17 protein-coding genes are annotated in these 18,343 nt (G+C 67.9%); 12 read left to right on the top strand and 5 right to left on the bottom strand.

Going from position 1 to position 18,343, the window contains the following annotated elements:
- Positions 1-3: 3 nt before the first annotated feature.
- The gene (locus tag QN239_RS21975) at positions 4-2,190 is read right to left on the bottom strand and encodes a molybdopterin-dependent oxidoreductase (RefSeq protein ID WP_499013525.1); all 2,187 of its coding nucleotides are present in this window, start codon (positions 2,188-2,190) and stop codon (positions 4-6) included.
- A 114-nt stretch (positions 2,191-2,304) separates the two neighbouring features.
- On the opposite strand from QN239_RS21975, the gene ffh reads away from it, so the two are divergent.
- Positions 2,305-3,873, top strand: a complete 1,569-nt coding sequence (gene ffh, locus QN239_RS21970) for a signal recognition particle protein (protein ID WP_499013523.1) — start codon at positions 2,305-2,307, stop codon at positions 3,871-3,873.
- 3 nt (positions 3,874-3,876) lie between these two features.
- On the top strand, positions 3,877-4,950 hold the full coding sequence (locus QN239_RS21965; protein ID WP_499013520.1) for an amidohydrolase family protein: 1,074 nt from the start codon (positions 3,877-3,879) through the stop codon (positions 4,948-4,950).
- On the opposite strand, the gene QN239_RS21960 is transcribed toward QN239_RS21965, so the two are convergent.
- The 3 genes from QN239_RS21960 to QN239_RS21950 all read right to left on the bottom strand — a co-directional run bounded on the left by QN239_RS21960 (position 4,947) and on the right by QN239_RS21950 (position 8,312).
- A complete protein-coding gene (locus QN239_RS21960) occupies positions 4,947-6,479 on the bottom strand; it encodes a diflavin oxidoreductase (protein ID WP_499013519.1) in 1,533 nt (510 codons plus the stop codon). The two genes, QN239_RS21965 and QN239_RS21960, sit on opposite strands and share 4 nt — an antisense overlap.
- Before the next feature lie 74 nt (positions 6,480-6,553).
- A complete protein-coding gene (locus QN239_RS21955) occupies positions 6,554-7,375 on the bottom strand; it encodes a D-alanyl-D-alanine carboxypeptidase family protein (RefSeq protein WP_499013516.1) in 822 nt (273 codons plus the stop codon).
- A gap of 64 nt (positions 7,376-7,439) precedes the next feature.
- The gene (locus QN239_RS21950; RefSeq protein WP_499013514.1) at positions 7,440-8,312 is read right to left on the bottom strand and encodes a D-alanyl-D-alanine carboxypeptidase family protein; all 873 of its coding nucleotides are present in this window, start codon (positions 8,310-8,312) and stop codon (positions 7,440-7,442) included.
- Between the two features lie 145 nt (positions 8,313-8,457).
- Between QN239_RS21950 and QN239_RS21945 the strand changes: the two genes are divergently transcribed.
- The 8 genes from QN239_RS21945 (at position 8,458) to trmD (ending at position 15,847) form a co-directional block, all read left to right on the top strand.
- Positions 8,458-10,266: an N-acetylglutaminylglutamine amidotransferase gene (locus QN239_RS21945; protein WP_499013511.1), complete on the top strand. Its 1,809-nt coding sequence runs from the start codon at positions 8,458-8,460 to the stop codon at positions 10,264-10,266.
- A gap of 2 nt (positions 10,267-10,268) precedes the next feature.
- Positions 10,269-11,978, top strand: coding sequence for an N-acetylglutaminylglutamine synthetase (ngg, locus tag QN239_RS21940; protein ID WP_499013508.1), 1,710 nt, complete (start codon positions 10,269-10,271; stop codon positions 11,976-11,978).
- 51 nt (positions 11,979-12,029) lie between these two features.
- Positions 12,030-13,265 (top strand): osmoprotectant NAGGN system M42 family peptidase, encoded by a 1,236-nt coding sequence (locus QN239_RS21935; protein ID WP_499013505.1) that lies wholly within the window; start codon positions 12,030-12,032, stop codon positions 13,263-13,265.
- Between the two features lie 34 nt (positions 13,266-13,299).
- Positions 13,300-13,749, top strand: a complete 450-nt coding sequence (locus tag QN239_RS21930) for a nuclear transport factor 2 family protein (protein ID WP_499013502.1) — start codon at positions 13,300-13,302, stop codon at positions 13,747-13,749.
- A 169-nt stretch (positions 13,750-13,918) separates the two neighbouring features.
- Positions 13,919-14,392 (top strand): 30S ribosomal protein S16, encoded by a 474-nt coding sequence (gene rpsP, locus QN239_RS21925; RefSeq protein WP_499013500.1) that lies wholly within the window; start codon positions 13,919-13,921, stop codon positions 14,390-14,392.
- Positions 14,389-14,631, top strand: a complete 243-nt coding sequence (locus QN239_RS21920; protein WP_090356861.1) for an RNA-binding protein — start codon at positions 14,389-14,391, stop codon at positions 14,629-14,631. Before rpsP ends, QN239_RS21920 begins: the two co-directional genes overlap by 4 nt.
- Positions 14,632-14,633: 2 nt before the next feature.
- Positions 14,634-15,158: a ribosome maturation factor RimM gene (rimM, locus tag QN239_RS21915; RefSeq protein ID WP_499013497.1), complete on the top strand. Its 525-nt coding sequence runs from the start codon at positions 14,634-14,636 to the stop codon at positions 15,156-15,158.
- Between the two features lie 5 nt (positions 15,159-15,163).
- A complete protein-coding gene (gene trmD / locus QN239_RS21910; protein ID WP_499013494.1) occupies positions 15,164-15,847 on the top strand; it encodes a tRNA (guanosine(37)-N1)-methyltransferase TrmD in 684 nt (227 codons plus the stop codon).
- Here the strand turns inward: trmD and QN239_RS21905 are convergent.
- Positions 15,844-16,788, bottom strand: a complete 945-nt coding sequence (locus tag QN239_RS21905; RefSeq protein WP_499013492.1) for a serine hydrolase — start codon at positions 16,786-16,788, stop codon at positions 15,844-15,846. The genes trmD and QN239_RS21905 overlap by 4 nt on opposite strands.
- Positions 16,789-17,135: 347 nt before the next feature.
- On the opposite strand from QN239_RS21905, the gene rplS reads away from it, so the two are divergent.
- Positions 17,136-17,477: a 50S ribosomal protein L19 gene (gene rplS / locus QN239_RS21900; protein ID WP_090356852.1), complete on the top strand. Its 342-nt coding sequence runs from the start codon at positions 17,136-17,138 to the stop codon at positions 17,475-17,477.
- Positions 17,478-17,523: 46 nt separating this feature from the next.
- Positions 17,524-18,339 carry a signal peptidase I gene (gene lepB, locus QN239_RS21895; RefSeq protein WP_090356850.1) on the top strand — a complete coding sequence of 272 codons (816 nt, stop codon included), beginning with the start codon at positions 17,524-17,526 and terminating at the stop codon, positions 18,337-18,339.
- Positions 18,340-18,343 lie beyond the last annotated feature (4 nt).

Genomic DNA, 18,343 nt, shown 5'->3' with positions numbered 1-18,343 from the left:
GAGTCAGCCGGCGGTGACGGTCACCCAGGTGTTGTTCACCGCGGCCGTCCCGGTGAACGCGTCCACCTGATCGGGGTCGTGAAGCGCATTGACGTTCGCCCCGGGCAGGGTGCTTGCGTGCCGCCAACCGGTGTCCTGATGACCCCAGCCGTGCGGCACCGCGACGGCGCCGGGCCGGATGTCCTCGCTGATGTCCAGCGGCACATCGATTTCCCCGACGGCCGAGGCGACCCGGACGGTGTCACCCTGGGCAAGTCCGCGGGCCAGCGCGTCATCAGGGTGCATCAGGACGGTGCACTTGTTGTTCCCGCCGGTCATCGTCGGCACGTTGTGTAGCCACGAGTTGTTGCTGCGCAGCTGACGACGGCCGATGAGCTGCAGATCGTACGTGCGCTCGGCACGGTCGGCGGGCTCGCGCAGGTACGCCGCAGCGCCCTGCACGAACTCTGCCGGCGCCAGCGCGACCTTGCGGTCGCGGGTGGCGATGACCTCACGCAGGCGTGGCTGCAGGGGACCCAGGTCCAGTCCACCCTGGCTGGACCGCAGGTCATTCATGGTGATCCCGTTGCGGCCCCGCCGCAGCCGACCGTACGGTCCGGTCGCCAGCACCAGTGTGGCGACCCGCATCGGGTTGATCGCGTCGATCAGCCGGCCGCGCAGTGCCGCGGGCATCCGCCGCAGCGGGGTGGGCAGCAACTCCAGTGCCAGCCTGGTGAGAATCTCCCAGTCCTCCTTGGCGCCTGCCGGCGGGGCGAAGGATCGGTGCTGATACCGGACGTTGTTGCGCACACTGAAAACGGTGGTCAGCAGACTGACGTCCGCGCGTTCCAGCGGCGACACCGGCGGCAGGATGAAATCGGCGTGCCGGCTGGTCTCGGTGACGTACATATCCACTGCCACATAGAGATCCAGTGTCGACATGGCCTCGTCGAGGCGGCCGTTCTGCGGGATGGACGACACCGGGTTACCGGCGTAGGTGATCATCGCCCGGATCTGGCCGTCACCCGGGGTGAGTATCTCGTCGGCCATGGCCACCGCGGGCAATTCGGAACGGAACGACTTGTACCGTCCGGACCGGTCGGTGAACTTCCCGTGCTTGATGGGCAGGCGCTTGGCCAGGCGGGGAGCGTCGACGACCGGTGTGGAGAACATCGTCCCGCCCGGCCGGTCCAGATTGCCGGTCACCGTGTTGATCGCCATGACCAGCCAGCTCACCAGGGTGCCGGTCTCCTGCTGGCAGATACCGATCCGGGCATAGATCGCCGCCGATTCCGCCGCGGCATGCTCACGCGCGAGGGTGCGGATGGTGTCGGCGTCCACCCCGGCCCGCTCGGCGACGGCCTCCGGGGTGGCCGAGGCGACCAGCCGCCCGAGCTCGGCCCAGCCGGTCGCCTGTTCGGCGATCAGGGCGGTATCGCAAAGGTTTTCACTGACAAGGACATTCAGCATGCCCAGCAACAGGAACACATCCCCGCCCGGGCGCACCGCGACATGCTGATCGGCCAACCGGGCGGTTTCGGTCCGGCGCGGGTCGATCACGACGACCTTCCCGCCGCGGTCGCGCACCGCTTTGATCCGCCGTTTGGCTCCGGGCATGATCGACAACGAACCGTTGGACACCGCCGGGTTCGCACCGAGGACCACCAGCCGGTGCGTGCGGTCGATATCGGTGATCGGCATCAGCACGTTGGAACCGAACACCCGCCAGGCCGCGTACTCGTGTGGCATCTGGTCGATCGAGGAGGCCGTGAAGAAATTCGGCGTCCGCAGGGCCATCCGCAGCAGCATCCCGTAACCGGCACCGGAGCTGTGTGCGGCCGGGTTGCCCAGGTACATGCCCACCGACCGGGGCCCGTGGAGCCGGCGGACCCGGCGCAGCCGGGCACCGATCTCGGCGAACGCCTCGTCCCAGCCGATCGGCTCGAACCCGTCGCCGACCCGCCGCATCGGGGTGCGCAGCCGGTCCGGATCGTCGTGCAGACCGCCCATCGCCGTGGCCTTCGGGCAGATGTAGCCCTTGGACAGCACGTCGTCGGGATTGCCCTCGATGCGGCTGACCTTCCCGTCGGTCACCGTCACGTGGATCCCGCAGTGCGCCTCACACAGGGTGCACTGACTGAGATGAGTGGTGCTCCTGGCCTCGTGCGACGAGTTGCGGACCTCGGGCAGGGGGACGTCGATCGCTGTCATGGGGCCTCCGGCGACTTGGTCAGCGTGCGCTCGCAGACTAGCGCGGGCACCCCGGCCTGCGGGCGCAGTCCGCGTGAGTTCCTCGCCCACGCGCCCGACCGTTAGGCTTACCAGGTGTTTGAATCGCTGTCTGACCGGTTGACCGGTGCACTTGCTGGCCTGCGCTCGCGGGGTCGGCTGACCGACGCCGATATCGACGCGACCGCGCGCGAGATCCGGCTGGCCCTGCTCGAGGCTGACGTCTCGCTGCCCGTGGTGCGCGCGTTCGTCGGGCGCATCAAGGACCGCGCCAAGGGCGCGGAGGTCTCCGGCGCCCTCAACCCGGCCCAACAGGTCGTCAAGATCGTCAACGAGGAGCTCGTCGGCATCCTCGGTGGCCAGACCCGCCAGATCGCCTTCGCCAAGACCCCGCCGACCGTCATCATGCTGGCCGGTTTGCAGGGTTCCGGTAAGACCACGCTGGCCGGCAAGCTCGCCAAGTGGCTGAAGGCCAAGGGGCACACCCCGCTGCTGGTGGCCTGCGACCTGCAGCGCCCCGGCGCGGTCCACCAGCTGCAGATCGTCGGTGAGCGCGCCGGTGTCTCGGTGTTCGCGCCGCATCCCGGTGTGTCACCGGACGGGGTCTCGATCGACCAGATGACCACCGGCGACCCGGTGGCGGTGGCGGCCGCGGGCCTGGCCGAGGCCAAGGCCAAGCACTTCGACGTCGTCATCGTCGACACCGCCGGCCGCCTCGGCATCGACGAGGAACTGATGGCCCAGGCCGCCGCCATTCGCGACGCCGTGCAGCCCGACGAGACGCTGTTCGTCCTGGACGCCATGATCGGTCAGGACGCCGTCAGCACCGCCGAGGCCTTCGGGTCCGGCGTCGGCTTCACCGGCGTGGTGCTGACCAAGCTCGACGGCGACGCCCGCGGTGGTGCGGCACTGTCGGTCCGGGAGATCACCGGTGTGCCGATCCTGTTCGCCTCGGCGGGGGAGAAGCTCGAAGACTTCGACGTCTTCCACCCGGACCGGATGGCCAGCCGCATCCTCGGCATGGGTGACGTGCTCACCCTCATCGAGCAGGCCGAGCAGGTCTTCGACCAGCAGAAGGCCGAGGATGCCGCCGCCAAGATCAGCTCGGGTGAGCTGACGCTGGAGGACTTCCTCGAGCAGATGCTGGCCATCCGCAAGATGGGTCCGATCGGCAACCTGCTGGGCATGCTGCCCGGCGCCGGCCAGATGAAGGACGCGCTCGCCGCCGTCGACGACAGCCAGCTGGACCGGGTACAGGCCATCATCCGCGGTATGACACCGGCGGAGCGGTCCGATCCGAAGATCATCAACGCGTCCCGCCGCCTGCGCATCGCCAATGGCTCCGGTGTCAGCGTCTCCGAGGTCAATCAACTCGTGGATCGGTTCTTCGAGGCCCGCAAGATGATGTCGCAGATGGCCGGGCAGATGGGAATGCCGTTCGGTCGCAAGAACTCTCCGCGCAAGGCGGCCAAGGGCAAGAACAAGCAGGCGGGCAAGAAGAAGGGTCGCGGCCCGACGCCGCCGAAGGTCGCCAATCCGCTCGGCGTGGGCGGTCTGCCCGCGGGCTTCCCGGATCTGTCGAATATGCCCAAGGGTCTCGACGAACTGCCGCCGGGTCTGGCCGACTTCGATCTGTCCAAGCTGAAGTTCCCGGGCCAGAAGTAGCCCATGGTGCTGCACGTTCGCGGCCGGGGTCTGCCCGACGGCGAAGAGGTGCAGTGGTGGATCCACCAGGGGGTGTTGTCGGCGGAACCGATCGCCGGCGCCCACACCGTTTTCGGGGCTGACGGGGCCGGCGGCTGGATCATCCCGGGGCTGGTCGACGCCCATTGCCACGTCGGGCTCAAGCCCGGTGGCGCCACCACGTTCGATGAGGCCGTCGCACAGGCCGAGGCCGAGCGCGACGCCGGCGCGCTGCTGCTGCGCGATGCCGGATCCCCGGTGGACACCCGTGCTTTCGACGACCGGGAGGACCTGCCGCGGATCATCCGTGCCGGCCGACACCTGGCCCGGCCGAAGCGCTATATGCCGGGCCTGCCCATCGATATCGAGGATGAGTCGCAGCTGCCCGCCGCCGTCGCCGAACAAGCCCGTTGGGGCGACGGCTGGGTGAAGTTGGTCGGCGACTGGATCGACCGTGGGATCGGTGATCTGGCCCCGCTGTGGTCCGACGACATCCTCGTCGAAGCCATCGCGGCCGCGCACGCCAACGGAGCCCGTGTCACCGCGCACGTGTTCGGCGAGGACGCATTGCCCGGCCTGATCAACGCCGGCATCGACTGCATCGAGCACGGCACCGGCATCACCGAGGACACCATCGACCTGATGCTGAAGCACGGTACGGCGCTGGTACCCACCTTGATCAACATCGAGAACTTTCCCGGGATCGCCGATGCGGCAGGCAAATACCCGTCCTACGCCGCCCATATGCGCGAGCTGTACGCGTCATGCCATCAGCGCGTCGGCGCCGCCCACGAGGCCGGGGTGCCGATCTTCGCCGGTACCGACGCCGGTGGAATGATCGCGCACGGCCGGATCGGTGACGAGATCGCGGCACTGCGGACCGTGGGCTTGAGTGCCACCGACGCTTTGGGCGCGGCCTGCTGGGATGCCCGCGCCTGGCTGGGCCGGCCGGCGCTGGAGCACGGCGCATCCGCGGACCTGTTGTGCTTCACCGAGGATCCCCGGCTGGCCGGTGTCGGGCATCCGGATGTGGTGATCCTGCGTGGGCGGGTCTACTAGTAGACGTCGCGCACGTAACGATGTGACTTCACGAGGTCGTTGACGTAGGTATGTGCGGCGTCGGCGTCCATGCCGCCGCCACGTGCCACGACCTCGTGCAGGGTGGCGTCGACATCCTTGGCCATCCGGTCGGCGTCGCCGCACACGTAGACATACGCGCCGTCGGTCAGCCAGCTGAAGAATTCCTCGGCATTCTCCGACATCCGTTGCTGCACATAGACTTTGGCATCCTGATCGCGGGAGAACGCCAGGTCGAGCCGGGTCAGGGCGCCCGAGTCCAGGAAGCCCTCCAGTTCCGCGCCGTACAGATAGTCGGTGGCCCGGCGGCGGTCGCCGAAGAACAGCCACGCGCGGCCTGTCGCGCCGGTGGCCTCGCGTTCCTGCAGGAAGGCGCGGAACGGGGCGATACCGGTGCCGGGCCCGATCATGATGATCGGCACGTCGGGGGCGGGCAGCCGGAAGTTGTGGTTGGGGCGCAGGTGGACGCGGACGCGGTCGGCGCGATCGGCCAGGAAGGTCGATGCGACGCCGCTGTGATCACGGTCGGCACCGGGATAGCGCACCGAGGCCACCGTCAGGTGGATGCGCTCGGGATGGACCAGCGGGCTGGAGGCAATCGAGTAGTCGCGGAATCCCAAGGGGCGCAGAGTATCCAAGACGTCCTCGGTCTTGAGGCCGCCGCGCTTGATGAGGTCGAGGACATCCTCCCCGTAGGCGGCCGGACCGGCCACATCCTGCAGCGCGCGCGACGGCGTGCGGATCTCCAGCCGCTCGGTCAGCAGCACACCGAGCGGTTCGTCGTGGTCGGGCACCATGTGATCGGGTCCCACGCCGAGCTCGGCCAGGATGAGTGCGACCAGTGCCGGGTCGTTGGTGGCATGCACCGCCAGGGAATCGCCGGCCTGGTAGGCGAGGCCCGACCCGGCGAGATCGACCTCGTAGTGGCGCACCTCCTTGTCGGATTCGGCGGCGGTGAGCAACCTGTTCACGACCAGCGCCGCCTCGAACTCCTCGTGGCGTTCCCGGGCGGCGGCCGGCGCCGCGACGGCCTCCGTGGGTGCGGTGGCGCCGCGCTCGGCGGTCAGGATCTTCACCACATCGGCGGTCCACGCCTTGGCCGGCTGTTCGTAGAAACCGTCCACATCCACCCGGTCGACGATTCGGGTCGCCCCCAGCTGCTCCAGCTTCGCGTCGAGCAGTTTTCCTGCGTTGCAGAAGAATTCGTACGAGCTGTCGCCGAGCGCCAGAACCGAGAAGCTCAGATTCTCCAACCGCTCGGTGCTGGATTCGAGCGCCTCCCAGAAGAGCGTCGCGCTATCGGGGAATTCGCCCTCGCCGAAGGTCGACACGACCGCGAGGAAATGGGTGGCCGACTGCAGTTCGGAGACCTCGACCTGGTTCAGTTCGATCGCCTCGGCCTGGATGCCCAGCGGGGCGACCGATTCGGCGAAGGTCATCGCGGCATCCTCGGCATTGCCCATGTCCGTGCCGAAGGCGACGATCATCGATATCTCTGCAGTGCCGGTCAACTCGGTTCCCCTCGATGTGCGTTCGCAAAATTAGGGTCACCTTACTTGATATGCGGTGCTACGCGGTGGCCACCCTACGAGGACCGGCTGAAACCCCAGTCGAGCAGATCGATCGCCTGTCCGTACAGATCCCCGTTGCCGTACATCTGGACCACCACCAGCCGGCGGTCACCCCGCTGGGCGGCGCCGACGTAGGTGTGCTGGGCCAGGTTGGTGTATCCGGTCTTGCCGCCCAGGTCGCCCGGATAGCGACTCAGCAGCTCATTCTGGTTGGTGAGCACGCGACCGGGGAACTGCGCCGAGGGCTCCCGCATGATTTGTGCGATGAGCGGATAGGTCAGGGCGGCGCGGAAGATCACCGCGAGATCGTGCGGTGTGGTCACCGTCTCCCAACCGGGACCGTCCAGCCCGGAAGGGGAGGACGCCTTGGTGTGCCGGGCGCCGAGCTGTTGTGCCTTGGCATTCATCCGCGCCACCGCCACCTTTTGACCGCCCAGCATATCGGCCAGCATGTTCGCCGCATCGTTGCCGGACACCATCAGCAGCGCTTCCAGCAGTTGGCGTGTGGTGTAGGCCTGGCCGGGTTTCAGTCCGACGCAGGAACATTCGACCTTGGTGTGGGACGCGTTGGCGCGTGCGAAATTGTCCGGCCGCAGATTGTCCAGTACGACGGTGGCCAGCAGCACCTTGATGGTGCTCGCCGGGGCGTAGCTGCCGTAGGGATCCTGGGCGGCCAGCACGGCCCCGGTGTCCAGGTCGGCGAGCAGCCAGGCCTTGGCCGGGCCGTTGGCGAACGCCTGCACGCCGGCGAGTTCGGCGTCCGGGGCCGCATAGGCGACCCCAGCGCTCAGGGCTGTGGTCACGGTGAGCAGCGTCGCCGTCAGGAGTCTTCGCACGCGCGTCGAGATTACGGCGCACAGGACTCGCTCAGCGCGCGGTGAGGTTGCCGTTCTGCATCATCTACAGCGCGCCGACGGAGCTGCCGTGACCTTGGGCGAATCCCCAGTCCAGCAGCGCGGACGCCTGATCCCAGTACGTCGGTCCGCCCTCATGGATCAGCCCGTGCATCAACACCACCACCAGACGCCGGCCGTCCCGCTGCGCCGCGCCGACGAAGGTCTTTCGGGCCAGATCGGTGAATCCGGTCTTGCCGCCCAGCATGCCGGGATAGCGGGCCAGCATCTCATCCTGGTTGACCAGCACCCGGTCACCGGTCCTGCTCGGGAACAGCGCGGTGGGCGCAGCGGTGATCTCGGCGAACACCGGATGTGCCAGCGCGGCGCGGAAGATCGCCGCCAGGTCGTGCGGCGTGGTCCAGACGTCGATTCCCGGGCCGTCGAGTCCGGACGGGCTGCCGGCGGTGGTCCCGGTCGCGCCGACGGACACCGCTTTGGCGTTCATCTTGGCGATCGCGGCATCGCGGCCACCGAGCATGGTGGCCAGGGTGTTGGCGGCGTCGTTGCCCGACACCAGCAGGAGCGCCTCGAGCAGCTGGCGTGTGGTGTAGGTCACGCCGGGTGCCACCCCGGCGCAGTTGCATTCGACCTTGGTGTCGGCGTCATTGGCGACGACGGTCGCGTCGAGCGGAAGGTCGTCGAGGACTGTCAGGGCCAGCAGGACCTTGATGGTGCTCGCCGGGGCGTACCGGCCGAATTCGTTGCGGGCGGCCAGCACCTCGCCGCTGTCGATATCCGCGACCAGCCAGGCCTCCGCCGGTCCGTCCGGCGCGGGCGCGGCGCCGACGGGTATCTCCAGATCCGCCGAGGCCGGCGGCGGCCCCGAGGTCACGACGAGCGCCAGGCAGGTGAGCAGCACGGTCAGGAATGGCCCCATGGGTGCATCAGCCTAGCGCGGAGCGCCCACTGTGATCCGGGTCGCGGGTTTGAAGCCGTTCCAGGCGGGTACCCGTGCTCGCGGGCGACGTATCGCGCTAGCACCATGCTCGGTCGCCCCTGAAAAGGAAGAGGTGGTTCACGCCATGTGCGGCATCGCGGGCGAGATCGCTCGCGGACGGGCAGCAGATATCGGAGCCATCGCATCGATGGCTGACACCATGGTCCCGCGCGGACCCGACAGCGGCGGAGTCTGGGCCAAGGACGGGGTGGCCTTCGGGCACCGGCGCCTGGCGATCATCGACCTGTCCAGCCATGGTCACCAGCCGATGCACGACCCCGAGCTGCACCTGACCGTGGCCTTCAACGGCTGCATCTACAACTACCCGCAACTTCGCGATGATCTGATCGCGAAGGGCTACCGCTTCTTCTCGCACAGCGACACGGAGGTGGTGCTCAAGGGCTTCCATGCGTGGGGCGAGGGTGTGGTCGACCGCTTGTACGGGATGTTCGCCTTCGCGGTCACCGACACCGACACCGGCGCGGTGGTGCTGGCGCGGGACCGGCTCGGGTTGAAGCCGCTGTACTGGGCCGACATCCCCGGGGCGACCGGCGCCTTCCGGTTCGCGTCCACGTTGCCCGCGCTGGTGGCCGCAGGCGGAGTGGACACCTCGATCGATCCGGTTGCGCTGCACCACTATCTGAGCTTCCACTCGGTGGTCCCCGCCCCGCACACGATCCTGCGCGGTGTCCACAAGCTCGCCCCGGGCACCGTCATGCGGATCGATCCGGAGGGCCGACGGGTGGAACGGACCTATTGGTCCCCGGTCTTCGAGCGCGTGCCGGAGCGCGCGTCCTGGTCGGAGAACGACTGGGAAGAGGCCGTGCTGGCCTCGCTGCGCACCGCGGTGGAGCGGCGCCTGGTGGCCGACGTGCCGGTGGGTTGCCTGCTGTCCGGCGGACTGGATTCCAGCCTCATCGTCGGGCTGCTGGCCGAGGCGGGACAGCATGGGCTGCAGACCTTCTCGATCGGCTTCGAGGCCGCGGGCGGCGAAGAGGGCGACGAGTTCAAATACTCCGATGTCATCGCCCGGCACTTCGGGACCGACCATCATCAGATCCGCATAGACACCGCGCGGATGCTGCCCGCACTGTCGGGGGCGATCGGGGCGATGAGCGAGCCGATGATGAGCCACGACTGTGTGGCCTTCTATCTGCTCTCCCAAGAGGTCAGCAAGCACGTCAAGGTGGTGCAGTCGGGCCAGGGTGCCGACGAGATCTTCGCCGGCTACCACTGGTACCCGCCGATGGCGCACGCCGGCGACAGTGACATCGACGGCGCCCTGCAGCGATACCGCACCGCCTTCTTCGACCGCGACCACTCGGGCGTGAACGCGCTGCTGCAACCCCAGTGGCGGCTGGACACGGACGTGGCAGGCGATTTCGTGCGCTCGCAGTTCGCCGCCCCCGGTGCGGCCACCGCGACCGACCGGGCACTGCGGCTGGACACCACCGTGATGCTGGTCGACGACCCGGTCAAGCGGGTGGACAACATGACCATGGCGTGGGGACTGGAGGGTCGGGTGCCGTTCCTCGACCACGAACTCGTCGAACTGGCCGCGACCTGCCCGCCGAGCCTGAAGACCGCCCATGACGGCAAGGGCGTGCTGAAAGAGGCTGCGCGCCGGGTCATCCCGGATGCCGTCATCGACCGGCCCAAGGGTTACTTCCCGGTGCCGGCGCTCAAACACCTGGCAGGGCCCTACCTGGACCTGGTGCGCGACGCGTTGCACAGCGACGCCGCCCGCTCCCGCGGATTGTTCGACGCCGCGGCCGTCGGCGACCTGCTTTCCGACCCGAACGGAAACCTCACTCCGCTGCGCGGTAATCCGTTGTGGCAGATCGGATTGCTGGAGATGTGGCTTGCCGAGCACATCGATGGAGGCCGCAGTTGACCATGTCGGAGACACGGGATGACGTCGGAGTGGTGCAGGACCTCGGCTGGGGCCGGCTGGTCTTCGGCCAGACGTTCGACGACCCTGCGGAGTTCGGCACCGCGTTGCGGGCCGAGGCCAGCGGCCGCCGCGATATCGGCATGTACCTCGATGCCCCGCACGTCTTCGTGGCCCTGCACCCGCAGGAGTTCTTCATCGACCCCAGCTTCACCTACCGGCTCACATTCGACGACCGCGGCGAATTCTGGCCGGGTGAGGTGCCCGGGGTCGTGGTGCGCCCCGTGCAATCGCCGGCCGACTGCGCCGCGATCAACGAGATCTACCTGCGCTGCCGGATGGTGCCCGCCGATATCGACCTGATGTGGAACAACGTCGAGCATGAACGGCACATGGTCTATCTGGTGGCCACCGACGAACACACCGGCGCACTGATCGGCACCGTGACCGGTATCGACCATCGGCAACTGTTCGGGGACGCCGAGAACGGCTCAAGCCTGTGGTGCCTGGCGGTGGACCCGTCGGTGTCGCGGCCCGGTGTCGGGGGCCTGCTGGTGCGCTCACTGGTGGAGGAGTTCATCCGGCGGGGCCGCGCCCAGATGGACCTGTCGGTGCTGCACGACAACGAGGGCGCGATCGCGCTGTACGAACGGATGGGATTCCACCGGATTCCCACGCTGGGCATCAAACGCAAGAACGCCATCAACGAGAAACTCTTCGCCCCGGTGCAGGAGGAGGAGGGCCTCGCCGAGTTGAACCCGTACGCCCGCATCATCGCCGATGAGGCCATCATGCGGGGGATCCACGTGGAGGTGCTCGACGGCAAGGGCGGCTACCTGCGGCTGACCCACGGCGGAACCAGTGTCGTCACCCGAGAGTCGTTGTCGGAGTTGACCAATGCGGTGGCGATGAGTCGCTGCGACGACAAACGCGTGGCGCGCCGAGTGGTGTCCGAGGCGGGTATCCGGGTGCCGCGGGGCCGGACCGCGACCTTCGACGACGAGGACTACGCCTTCCTGCGCGAGGTGGGGTCGGTCGTGGTCAAGCCCGCACGCGGCGAGCAGGGGGCCGGTATCACCGTCGGGGTCACCAAACCCGACGAGCTGGACCGGGCCTTGAGCTGGGCCGCCAAGCACTGCCCCGACGTGCTCATCGAAGAGCGTTGCGAGGGTGAGGATCTGCGACTGTTGGTGATCAACGGCAAGGTGATCGCGGCGGCAGTCCGGCGCCCACCGGAGGTGTTGGGCAGCGGTAAACACACCGTGCGGCAGCTGATCGAGGCGCAGAGCCGCCGGCGGTCGGCGGCCACCCACGGCGAATCCGTGATCCCGATCGACGAGGTCACCGCCGACACCGTGCGGGAGGCGGGCTGGGAGCTCGACGACGTGCTGCCCGTCAACGAACGGCTGACCGTGCGGCGCACCGCGAACCTGCACACCGGCGGCACCATCTGTGATGTCACCGACGAGGTGAACCCCACGTTGGCCAGGGTGGCCATCGACGCCGCCGACGCGATCGGCATTCCCGTCACCGGTATCGACCTGATGGTGCCGGCGGTCGACGGTGAGGAATATGTGTTCATCGAAGCCAACGAGCGCCCCGGGTTGGCCAATCATGAACCGCGCCCAACGGCAAAGGCCTTCGTGGATCTACTCTTTCCTCGTACCGCGGCCACACCGTGGGCCTGGCAGCCCGAACCGGTCGATCAGGGCTAGGCCGCCGGGGTTGCCTGATGCGACCCCGATTCGAGGATGGGAAGAGGAGACATGGAGTCCGAACGTGCCGCGATGCCGGAGGCGACCCGCGCGTGGATGATCGACACACTGCTCGGTCTGTTGCAGACGCCGAGCCCATCGGGACGCACCGACGCCGTCATGCAGCTGATCGGCGATGTCCTCGACGACCTCGGGGTGCCGTTCACCCTGACCCGTCGCGGCGCGCTCACCGCGGAACTGCCCGGCGAGTCGAAGACCACCGACCGGGCGGTCGTCGTGCACGCCGACACCATCGGCTGCATGGTGCGGGATCTGAAGGACAACGGCCGGCTCGAGCTCATCCCGGTGGGAACGTTCTCGGCGCGCTTTGCCACCGGTGCGCGGGTGCGCATCTTCACCGACGATCCCGAGGAATTCTTCACCGGAACCGTGATGCCGCTCAAGGCGTCCGGGCACGCTTTCGGCGACGAGATCGACACCCAGCCCACGGACTGGCCGGGCGTTGAGGTCCGGATCGACCGCAAGGTCGCCACCCGCGACGACCTGAAGCGCCTCGGGTTCAACGTCGGTGACTTCGTCGCATTGATCGCCGCGCCCGAGCTCACCGCCGACGGTTTCATCGTCTCGCGACACCTGGACGGTAAGGCCGGCGTCGCCGTCGCGCTGGCCCTGGCCAAGACCGTCGCCGAGGGTGGCATCGTGCTGCCGCACAAGACGACGATCATGGTCACCATCACCGAGGAGGTCGGCCACGGGGCCAGCCACGGGTTGGACCCGGACGTCGCGGAACTGGTGTCGGTCGACAACGCGGTCTGCGCGCCGGGCCAGCACTCCATCGAAGACGGCGTGACCATCCCGATGGCCGACCTGCACGGGCCGTTCGACTACCACCTCACCCGCAAGCTCTGCCGGCTGGCCGACGAGCGCCGGATTCCCTACGCGCGCGACGTGTTCCGCTTCTACCGTTCCGACGCCGCGGCAGCCATCGAGGCCGGGGCCAACACCCGGGCCGCGCTGGTCGGTTTCGGGCTGGACGGCAGCCACGGCTGGGAGCGCACCCACATCGACTCGCTCGAAGCCGTCTACAACCTGCTGTATGCGTGGCTGCAGACTCCGCTGACATTCGCCAAGTGGGACGCCAAACCGTCGGGCAAGCTGCGCGATTTCCCGTCGTCGAAACAGCCCGCGCCCACCGAGCAGTGGGTGCCGCTCTCGCGCGGTGACCATGCCGAACCGGGGGAGTGGTCCGGCGAACACTGGCCGCCGGCCGAAGGGCCGCAAGCCTGACCTGTCCGGGCCACCGCGGTGGTTCAATCGAGGCGTGCTGAGCATCGAAGAGATCTCCGACCGTCTGGAAATCCAGGATCTGCTGGTGGCGTACTCGACGGCCATCGACAACCGCCGGTTCGACGACCTGGATCACGTGTTCACCGAGGACGCCTATATCGACTACCGCGCCATGGGCGGGGTGGACGGCCGGTTCCCCGAGGTGAAGGCGTGGCTGGCTCAGGTGCTGCCGAACTTCCCGGCGTACGCGCACATGCTGGGGAACTTCGATATCCGCCTCACCGGCGACACCGCCAGTTCGCGGACGCTGTGCTTCAACCCCATGGTGCTCGGAGCCGCCCCGGCGGCGACATCGGCATCCGGCGGCGATTCGCCACAGGTCCTCTTCTGTGGGCTCTGGTACGAGGACGAGTTCGTGCGCACCGCCGACGGCTGGCGGATGACGCGGCGCGTCGAGGTGAAGTGCTTCGACCGGGTGGTCTGACGGGGATTTGGGCTGGCTGTCGCCGTTCTGGCACAATGGTCGGCTGTCCGCGTGCGACACGTTAGATGCGCCGCACCCCGGTCACACACGCAAAGGCAAAACCGGATCCCGGCAACCCGCCCGGATCGCTGAATTGCCAGCGTGGCAATCACAGGAGAAACGCTTCACCATGGCTGTCAAGATCAAACTCGCCCGCTTCGGCAAGATCCGCAACCCCCAGTACCGCATCGCCGTCGCCGACGCGCGCAACCGCCGCGACGGACGCGCCATCGAGGTCATCGGCAAGTACCACCCCAAGGAAGAGCCGAGCCTCATCCAGGTCGATTCCGAGCGCGTGCAGTACTGGCTGAGCGTCGGCGCACAGCCCACCGAGCCCGTCCTGGCGCTGCTGAAGGTCACCGGTGACTGGCAGAAGTTCAAGGGCCTGCCGGGCGCCGAGGGCACCCTGAAGGTCAAGGAGCCCAAGCCGTCCAAGCTGGATCTGTTCAACGCGGCCCTGGCCGCCGCGGACAACGAGCCCACCGGTGAGGCCACCCAGCTGAAGAAGAAGAAGGCGCCCTCCAAGAAGGAGGAAGCCGCCGAGGCCGCTCCGGCCGAAGCCGCCGCCGAGGCCACCGAGACTGAAGCCCCCGCCGCCGAATGAGCTCTGTAGTCGTCGACGCCGTCGAGCACCTCGTTCGCGGGATCGTCGACAACCCCGATGACGTGCGCGTCGACCTGGTGACCAACCGGCGCGGCCGCACCGTCGAGGTCCATGTGCACCCCGAGGACCTGGGCAAGGTCATCGGCCGTGGTGGTCGCACGGCCACCGCGCTGCGCACCCTGGTCGCCGGCATCGGCGGCCGGGGCATCCGCGTCGACGTGGTCGACACCGACCAGTAGCGATGGATCTCGTCGTCGGTCGGGTCGTGAAGGCCCACGGCATCAGCGGCGAGGTCGTCGTCGATGTCCGCACCGACGATCCGGACGCCCGGTTCACCCCGGGCGCCCGGTTACGCGGTTTCAAGCGTGGCGGTGCGCAGCGCGAATTCGTCATCGAGGCGGTGCGCGAGCACGGCAACCGGCTGCTGGTGCGGCTGGCCGGAGTCAACGACCGCAATGGCGCCGACGACGTCCGCGGCACGGTGTTCCTGGTGGACACCGACGATCTACCCCCCATCACCGATCCCGACGAGTTCTACGACCACGAACTCGAGGGGCTGGCCGTGCGGACCGTCGGCGGTGCCGCGGTCGGCACCGTCGCCGAGGTGTTGCACACCGCGGCCGGCGAGTTGCTGTCGGTCACGACCCCGGAGGGCGCCGAGATCCTGGTGCCGTTCGTCGGAGCCATCGTCACGTCGGTGTCGCGGGACGACCAGCTCATCGAGATCGATCCGCCCGACGGATTGCTCAATCTCGAAGATCTGTAATCGCCATGCGGATCGACGTCATCACGATCTTCCCCGCCTATCTGGAACCGTTGCGCCAGGCGCTGCCCGGCAGGGCCATCGACGCGGGCATCTACGACGTCGGTGTGCATGATCTGCGCCGGTGGACTCACGATGTGCACCGCTCGGTGGACGATGCCCCGTACGGCGGCGGCCCGGGGATGGTCATGAAGGCGCCCGTCTGGGGTGAGGCGCTCGACGAGATCTGTTCGCCGGAAACACTTCTGGTGATCCCGACGCCGGCAGGGCGGCCGTTCACCCAGGCCGTCGCGCAACGCTGGAGTGCCGAATCGCATCTGGTGTTCGCCTGCGGCCGCTACGAGGGGATCGACCAGCGGGTGGCCGATGACGCCGCCCGCCGGATGCGCGTCGAAGAGGTCTCCATCGGCGACTATGTGCTGGCCGGCGGTGAAGCCGCGGTACTGGTCATGGTGGAGGCCGTGGTGCGGCTGCTCCCCGAGGTGCTCGGCAATCCGCAGTCCCACCTTGAGGATTCGCATTCTGACGGCTTGCTCGAGGGGCCCAGTTACACCCGGCCGGCGGTCTGGCGCGACCTGGAGGTGCCGCCGGTGCTGCTCTCGGGCGATCACGCCAAGATCGCGGCGTGGCGGCACGAGCAGGCGCTGGCGCGCACCCGTGACCGTAGGCCGGACCTGCTCGACGAGGTCTAGATATGCCCGCCGGGGAAGATCGTGGCCACCGCCTGGGTGATGGTCTGGCGCGCCTTGGTGGCGTCGGCGGCCTGCATCGAACTGATCGCCATCACGTAGCGCCGGTCCGGGCCGATCACACCGGTGGACAGGTGCATCCAGTCGGCGCCGATGCAGCACATCCACCCTTGTTTCACCGCAACGGGTTCCGCGGGTAGTCCCTCCGGGATCCCGAAGCGCTGCGGGTACACCCCGCCGGGCACCATACCGTCGGGGGCGGTGGGTGTGGATTCGGCGAGATTGGACAGGATGATGCTGGCGTCGGCCAGCGGCAGTCCACCGGTGCCTGCCAGCAGCATGTCGTAGTAGCGCACCAGATCGGTCACCGTGCTGGTGGTGTTGTACCAGCGGCCGTTACCCGGCGGTCGCGTCGCCGACAGCCCGTAGCGCGCGACGACCCGGTTGATGATCGCGCTGCCACCACTGCGATTCCAGAAGACCTCGGCGGCGCTGTCATCCGACGAGCGCAACATGACATCGAGCATCCGGCGGTCGTCGGGGCTGAGCGTGGTCTGGCCCTTGGACTCTTGCAGCAGCAGATCGTCGGCGATGAACAGCTTCACCACCGAGGCGATCGCCACGGTATCGGCTGCGCCGTTGGTGACCAGCTGGCCGGTATTGCGGTCGAGGATGGCCACGGTGATATCGGCGCCGGATCTGGCGGCTTCCGCAGTGGCCTGTCGGATACGCATGTCCAGCCCGTCGAATGCGGCGGTCGGCTGGTCGGGCGGCGTCTCGGGCAGCGGGGCGGAGTTGCCCAAAGGCGCGATGACGGTCAGCTGGGGTGATTCGGGGGGCGGGGGCGGGGTCCCGTAGACCTTGGCCTCGCAGGCCGATACCAGCGCGCCGGTACAGAGCACGATCGCGGTCACCGTCATGAACTTCGACGGCCGCGCGCGCATAGCTCTCCTCCTTGACGTGGCTAGTCAGTAACCGGATGAACCGCTGGGTAAACCGAGGTTCTTCGGCCCGAGCTCGGACCCCTGGATGCCGGTCGTGACGTTTACGTAGCCTAACGGCTGGGTGCCGTTGCCGCGCAGCTACCGACTCCGGGCGTTTCGTGCCCGTATACGGCGATTTCGTCGTATGCGTGCCGTCTGGCACAATTGAGCAGTTGTCTGCGCACGGCCTCGCCTGTGAAGCGTGAAGCCTGCTGCGTGACGCAGAACCCGATACACCCGAAATACCTCGGCTCGACCGCGCCCGGCGTGGTGTGACACGAGCCGCTAACAGCAAGGAAGTGTCACCGATGAACACGCTGGACTTCATCGATCAGGCGTCGCTGCGCGAGGATATCCCGGCCTTTGGCCCCGGCGACACGATCAATGTGCACGTCAAGGTCATCGAGGGCTCCAAGGAGCGCATCCAGGTCTTCAAGGGCGCCGTGATCCGGCGCCAGGGCGGCGGCGCCCGGGAGACCTTCACCGTGCGCAAGGAGAGCTACGGCGTCGGCGTCGAGCGGACCTTCCCGGTGCACTCGCCCAACATCGACCACATCGATGTCGTGACCCGTGGTGACGTGCGTCGCGCCAAGCTGTACTACCTGCGCGAACTGCGCGGCAAGAAGGCGAAGATCAAGGAGAAGCGCTGACGCGCCCTGCCAGGGTTCGCGTCATGACGCTGATTACCCTGATGCCGTGACCGACGACAAAAAAGAAGGCACGGCGGAAGACTCCGTCGAGGATGTAACCGAAGACGGCGACGAGCCCAAGCGCAAGGGCGGTGCCCTGCGTGAGGGCGTCATCCTGGTCACCATCGCGCTGGTCATGTACTACGTGGTGCTCACCTTCGTGGCGCGCCCGTACCTGATCCCGTCCGAATCGATGGAGCCCACCCTGCACGGGTGCGCGGGCTGTGTCGGGGACCGGATCATGGTCGACAAGCTGACCTACGACTTCTCCAAGCCCGAGCCCGGCGATGTGATCGTCTTCAAAGGCCCGTCGAACTGGAATATCGGCTACAAGTCGATCCGGTCGGACAATCCGGTGATCCGCTTCGCGCAGAACGCGCTGTCCTTCGTCGGTTTCGTGCCCCCGGATGAGAACGACTTGGTCAAACGGGTCATCGCGGTCGGCGGCCAAACCGTCGAATGCCGGGCGGCCACCGGGCTGACCGTCGACGGGAAGAAGCTCAACGAGCCCTACCTGGACCCGACGACGATGATGGCCGACACCAACGTCTACCCCTGCCTGGGCAACGAGTTCGGCCCGGTCAAGGTGCCCGACGGCCGGCTGTGGGTGATGGGGGACAACCGGACCCATTCGGCCGACTCGCGCGCCCACTGCAGCAATCTGCCTGCCGATGCGCAGAAGGGCCTGTTGTGCACGGGCGACCCGGTCGCAGGCACGGTGCCCGTCGACAACGTCATCGGTAAGGCCCGGTTCATCGCGTGGCCGCCGTCGCGTTGGGGTGGCGTGCACAGCGTGAACCCGCAGACGGCTCCCGCCTCCTAGGAGC

Origin of the sequence: Mycolicibacterium sp. Y3, assembly GCF_051188035.1 — a bacterium.
GTDB lineage: Bacteria > Actinomycetota > Actinomycetes > Mycobacteriales > Mycobacteriaceae > Mycobacterium > Mycobacterium fluoranthenivorans.
Note: the sequence above shows the minus strand (reverse complement) of the source record. Positions and strands in the feature narration are given on the sequence as shown.

What these genes read in the sequence shown, in the direction of transcription:
- QN239_RS21975 (WP_499013525.1), bottom strand. Translation starts at nt 2,190, where the DNA reads ATGACAGCGATCGACGTCCCCCTGCCCGAGGTCCGCAACTCGTCGCAC.
- QN239_RS21965 (WP_499013520.1), top strand. Translation starts at nt 3,877, where the DNA reads ATGGTGCTGCACGTTCGCGGCCGGGGTCTGCCCGACGGCGAAGAGGTG.
- QN239_RS21950 (WP_499013514.1), bottom strand. Translation starts at nt 8,312, where the DNA reads ATGGGGCCATTCCTGACCGTGCTGCTCACCTGCCTGGCGCTCGTCGTG.
- QN239_RS21945 (WP_499013511.1), top strand. Translation starts at nt 8,458, where the DNA reads ATGTGCGGCATCGCGGGCGAGATCGCTCGCGGACGGGCAGCAGATATC.
- ngg (WP_499013508.1), top strand. Translation starts at nt 10,269, where the DNA reads ATGTCGGAGACACGGGATGACGTCGGAGTGGTGCAGGACCTCGGCTGG.
- QN239_RS21935 (WP_499013505.1), top strand. Translation starts at nt 12,030, where the DNA reads ATGGAGTCCGAACGTGCCGCGATGCCGGAGGCGACCCGCGCGTGGATG.
- rpsP (WP_499013500.1), top strand. Translation starts at nt 13,919, where the DNA reads ATGGCTGTCAAGATCAAACTCGCCCGCTTCGGCAAGATCCGCAACCCC.
- QN239_RS21920 (WP_090356861.1), top strand. Translation starts at nt 14,389, where the DNA reads ATGAGCTCTGTAGTCGTCGACGCCGTCGAGCACCTCGTTCGCGGGATC.
- rimM (WP_499013497.1), top strand. Translation starts at nt 14,634, where the DNA reads ATGGATCTCGTCGTCGGTCGGGTCGTGAAGGCCCACGGCATCAGCGGC.
- trmD (WP_499013494.1), top strand. Translation starts at nt 15,164, where the DNA reads ATGCGGATCGACGTCATCACGATCTTCCCCGCCTATCTGGAACCGTTG.
- QN239_RS21905 (WP_499013492.1), bottom strand. Translation starts at nt 16,788, where the DNA reads ATGCGCGCGCGGCCGTCGAAGTTCATGACGGTGACCGCGATCGTGCTC.
- rplS (WP_090356852.1), top strand. Translation starts at nt 17,136, where the DNA reads ATGAACACGCTGGACTTCATCGATCAGGCGTCGCTGCGCGAGGATATC.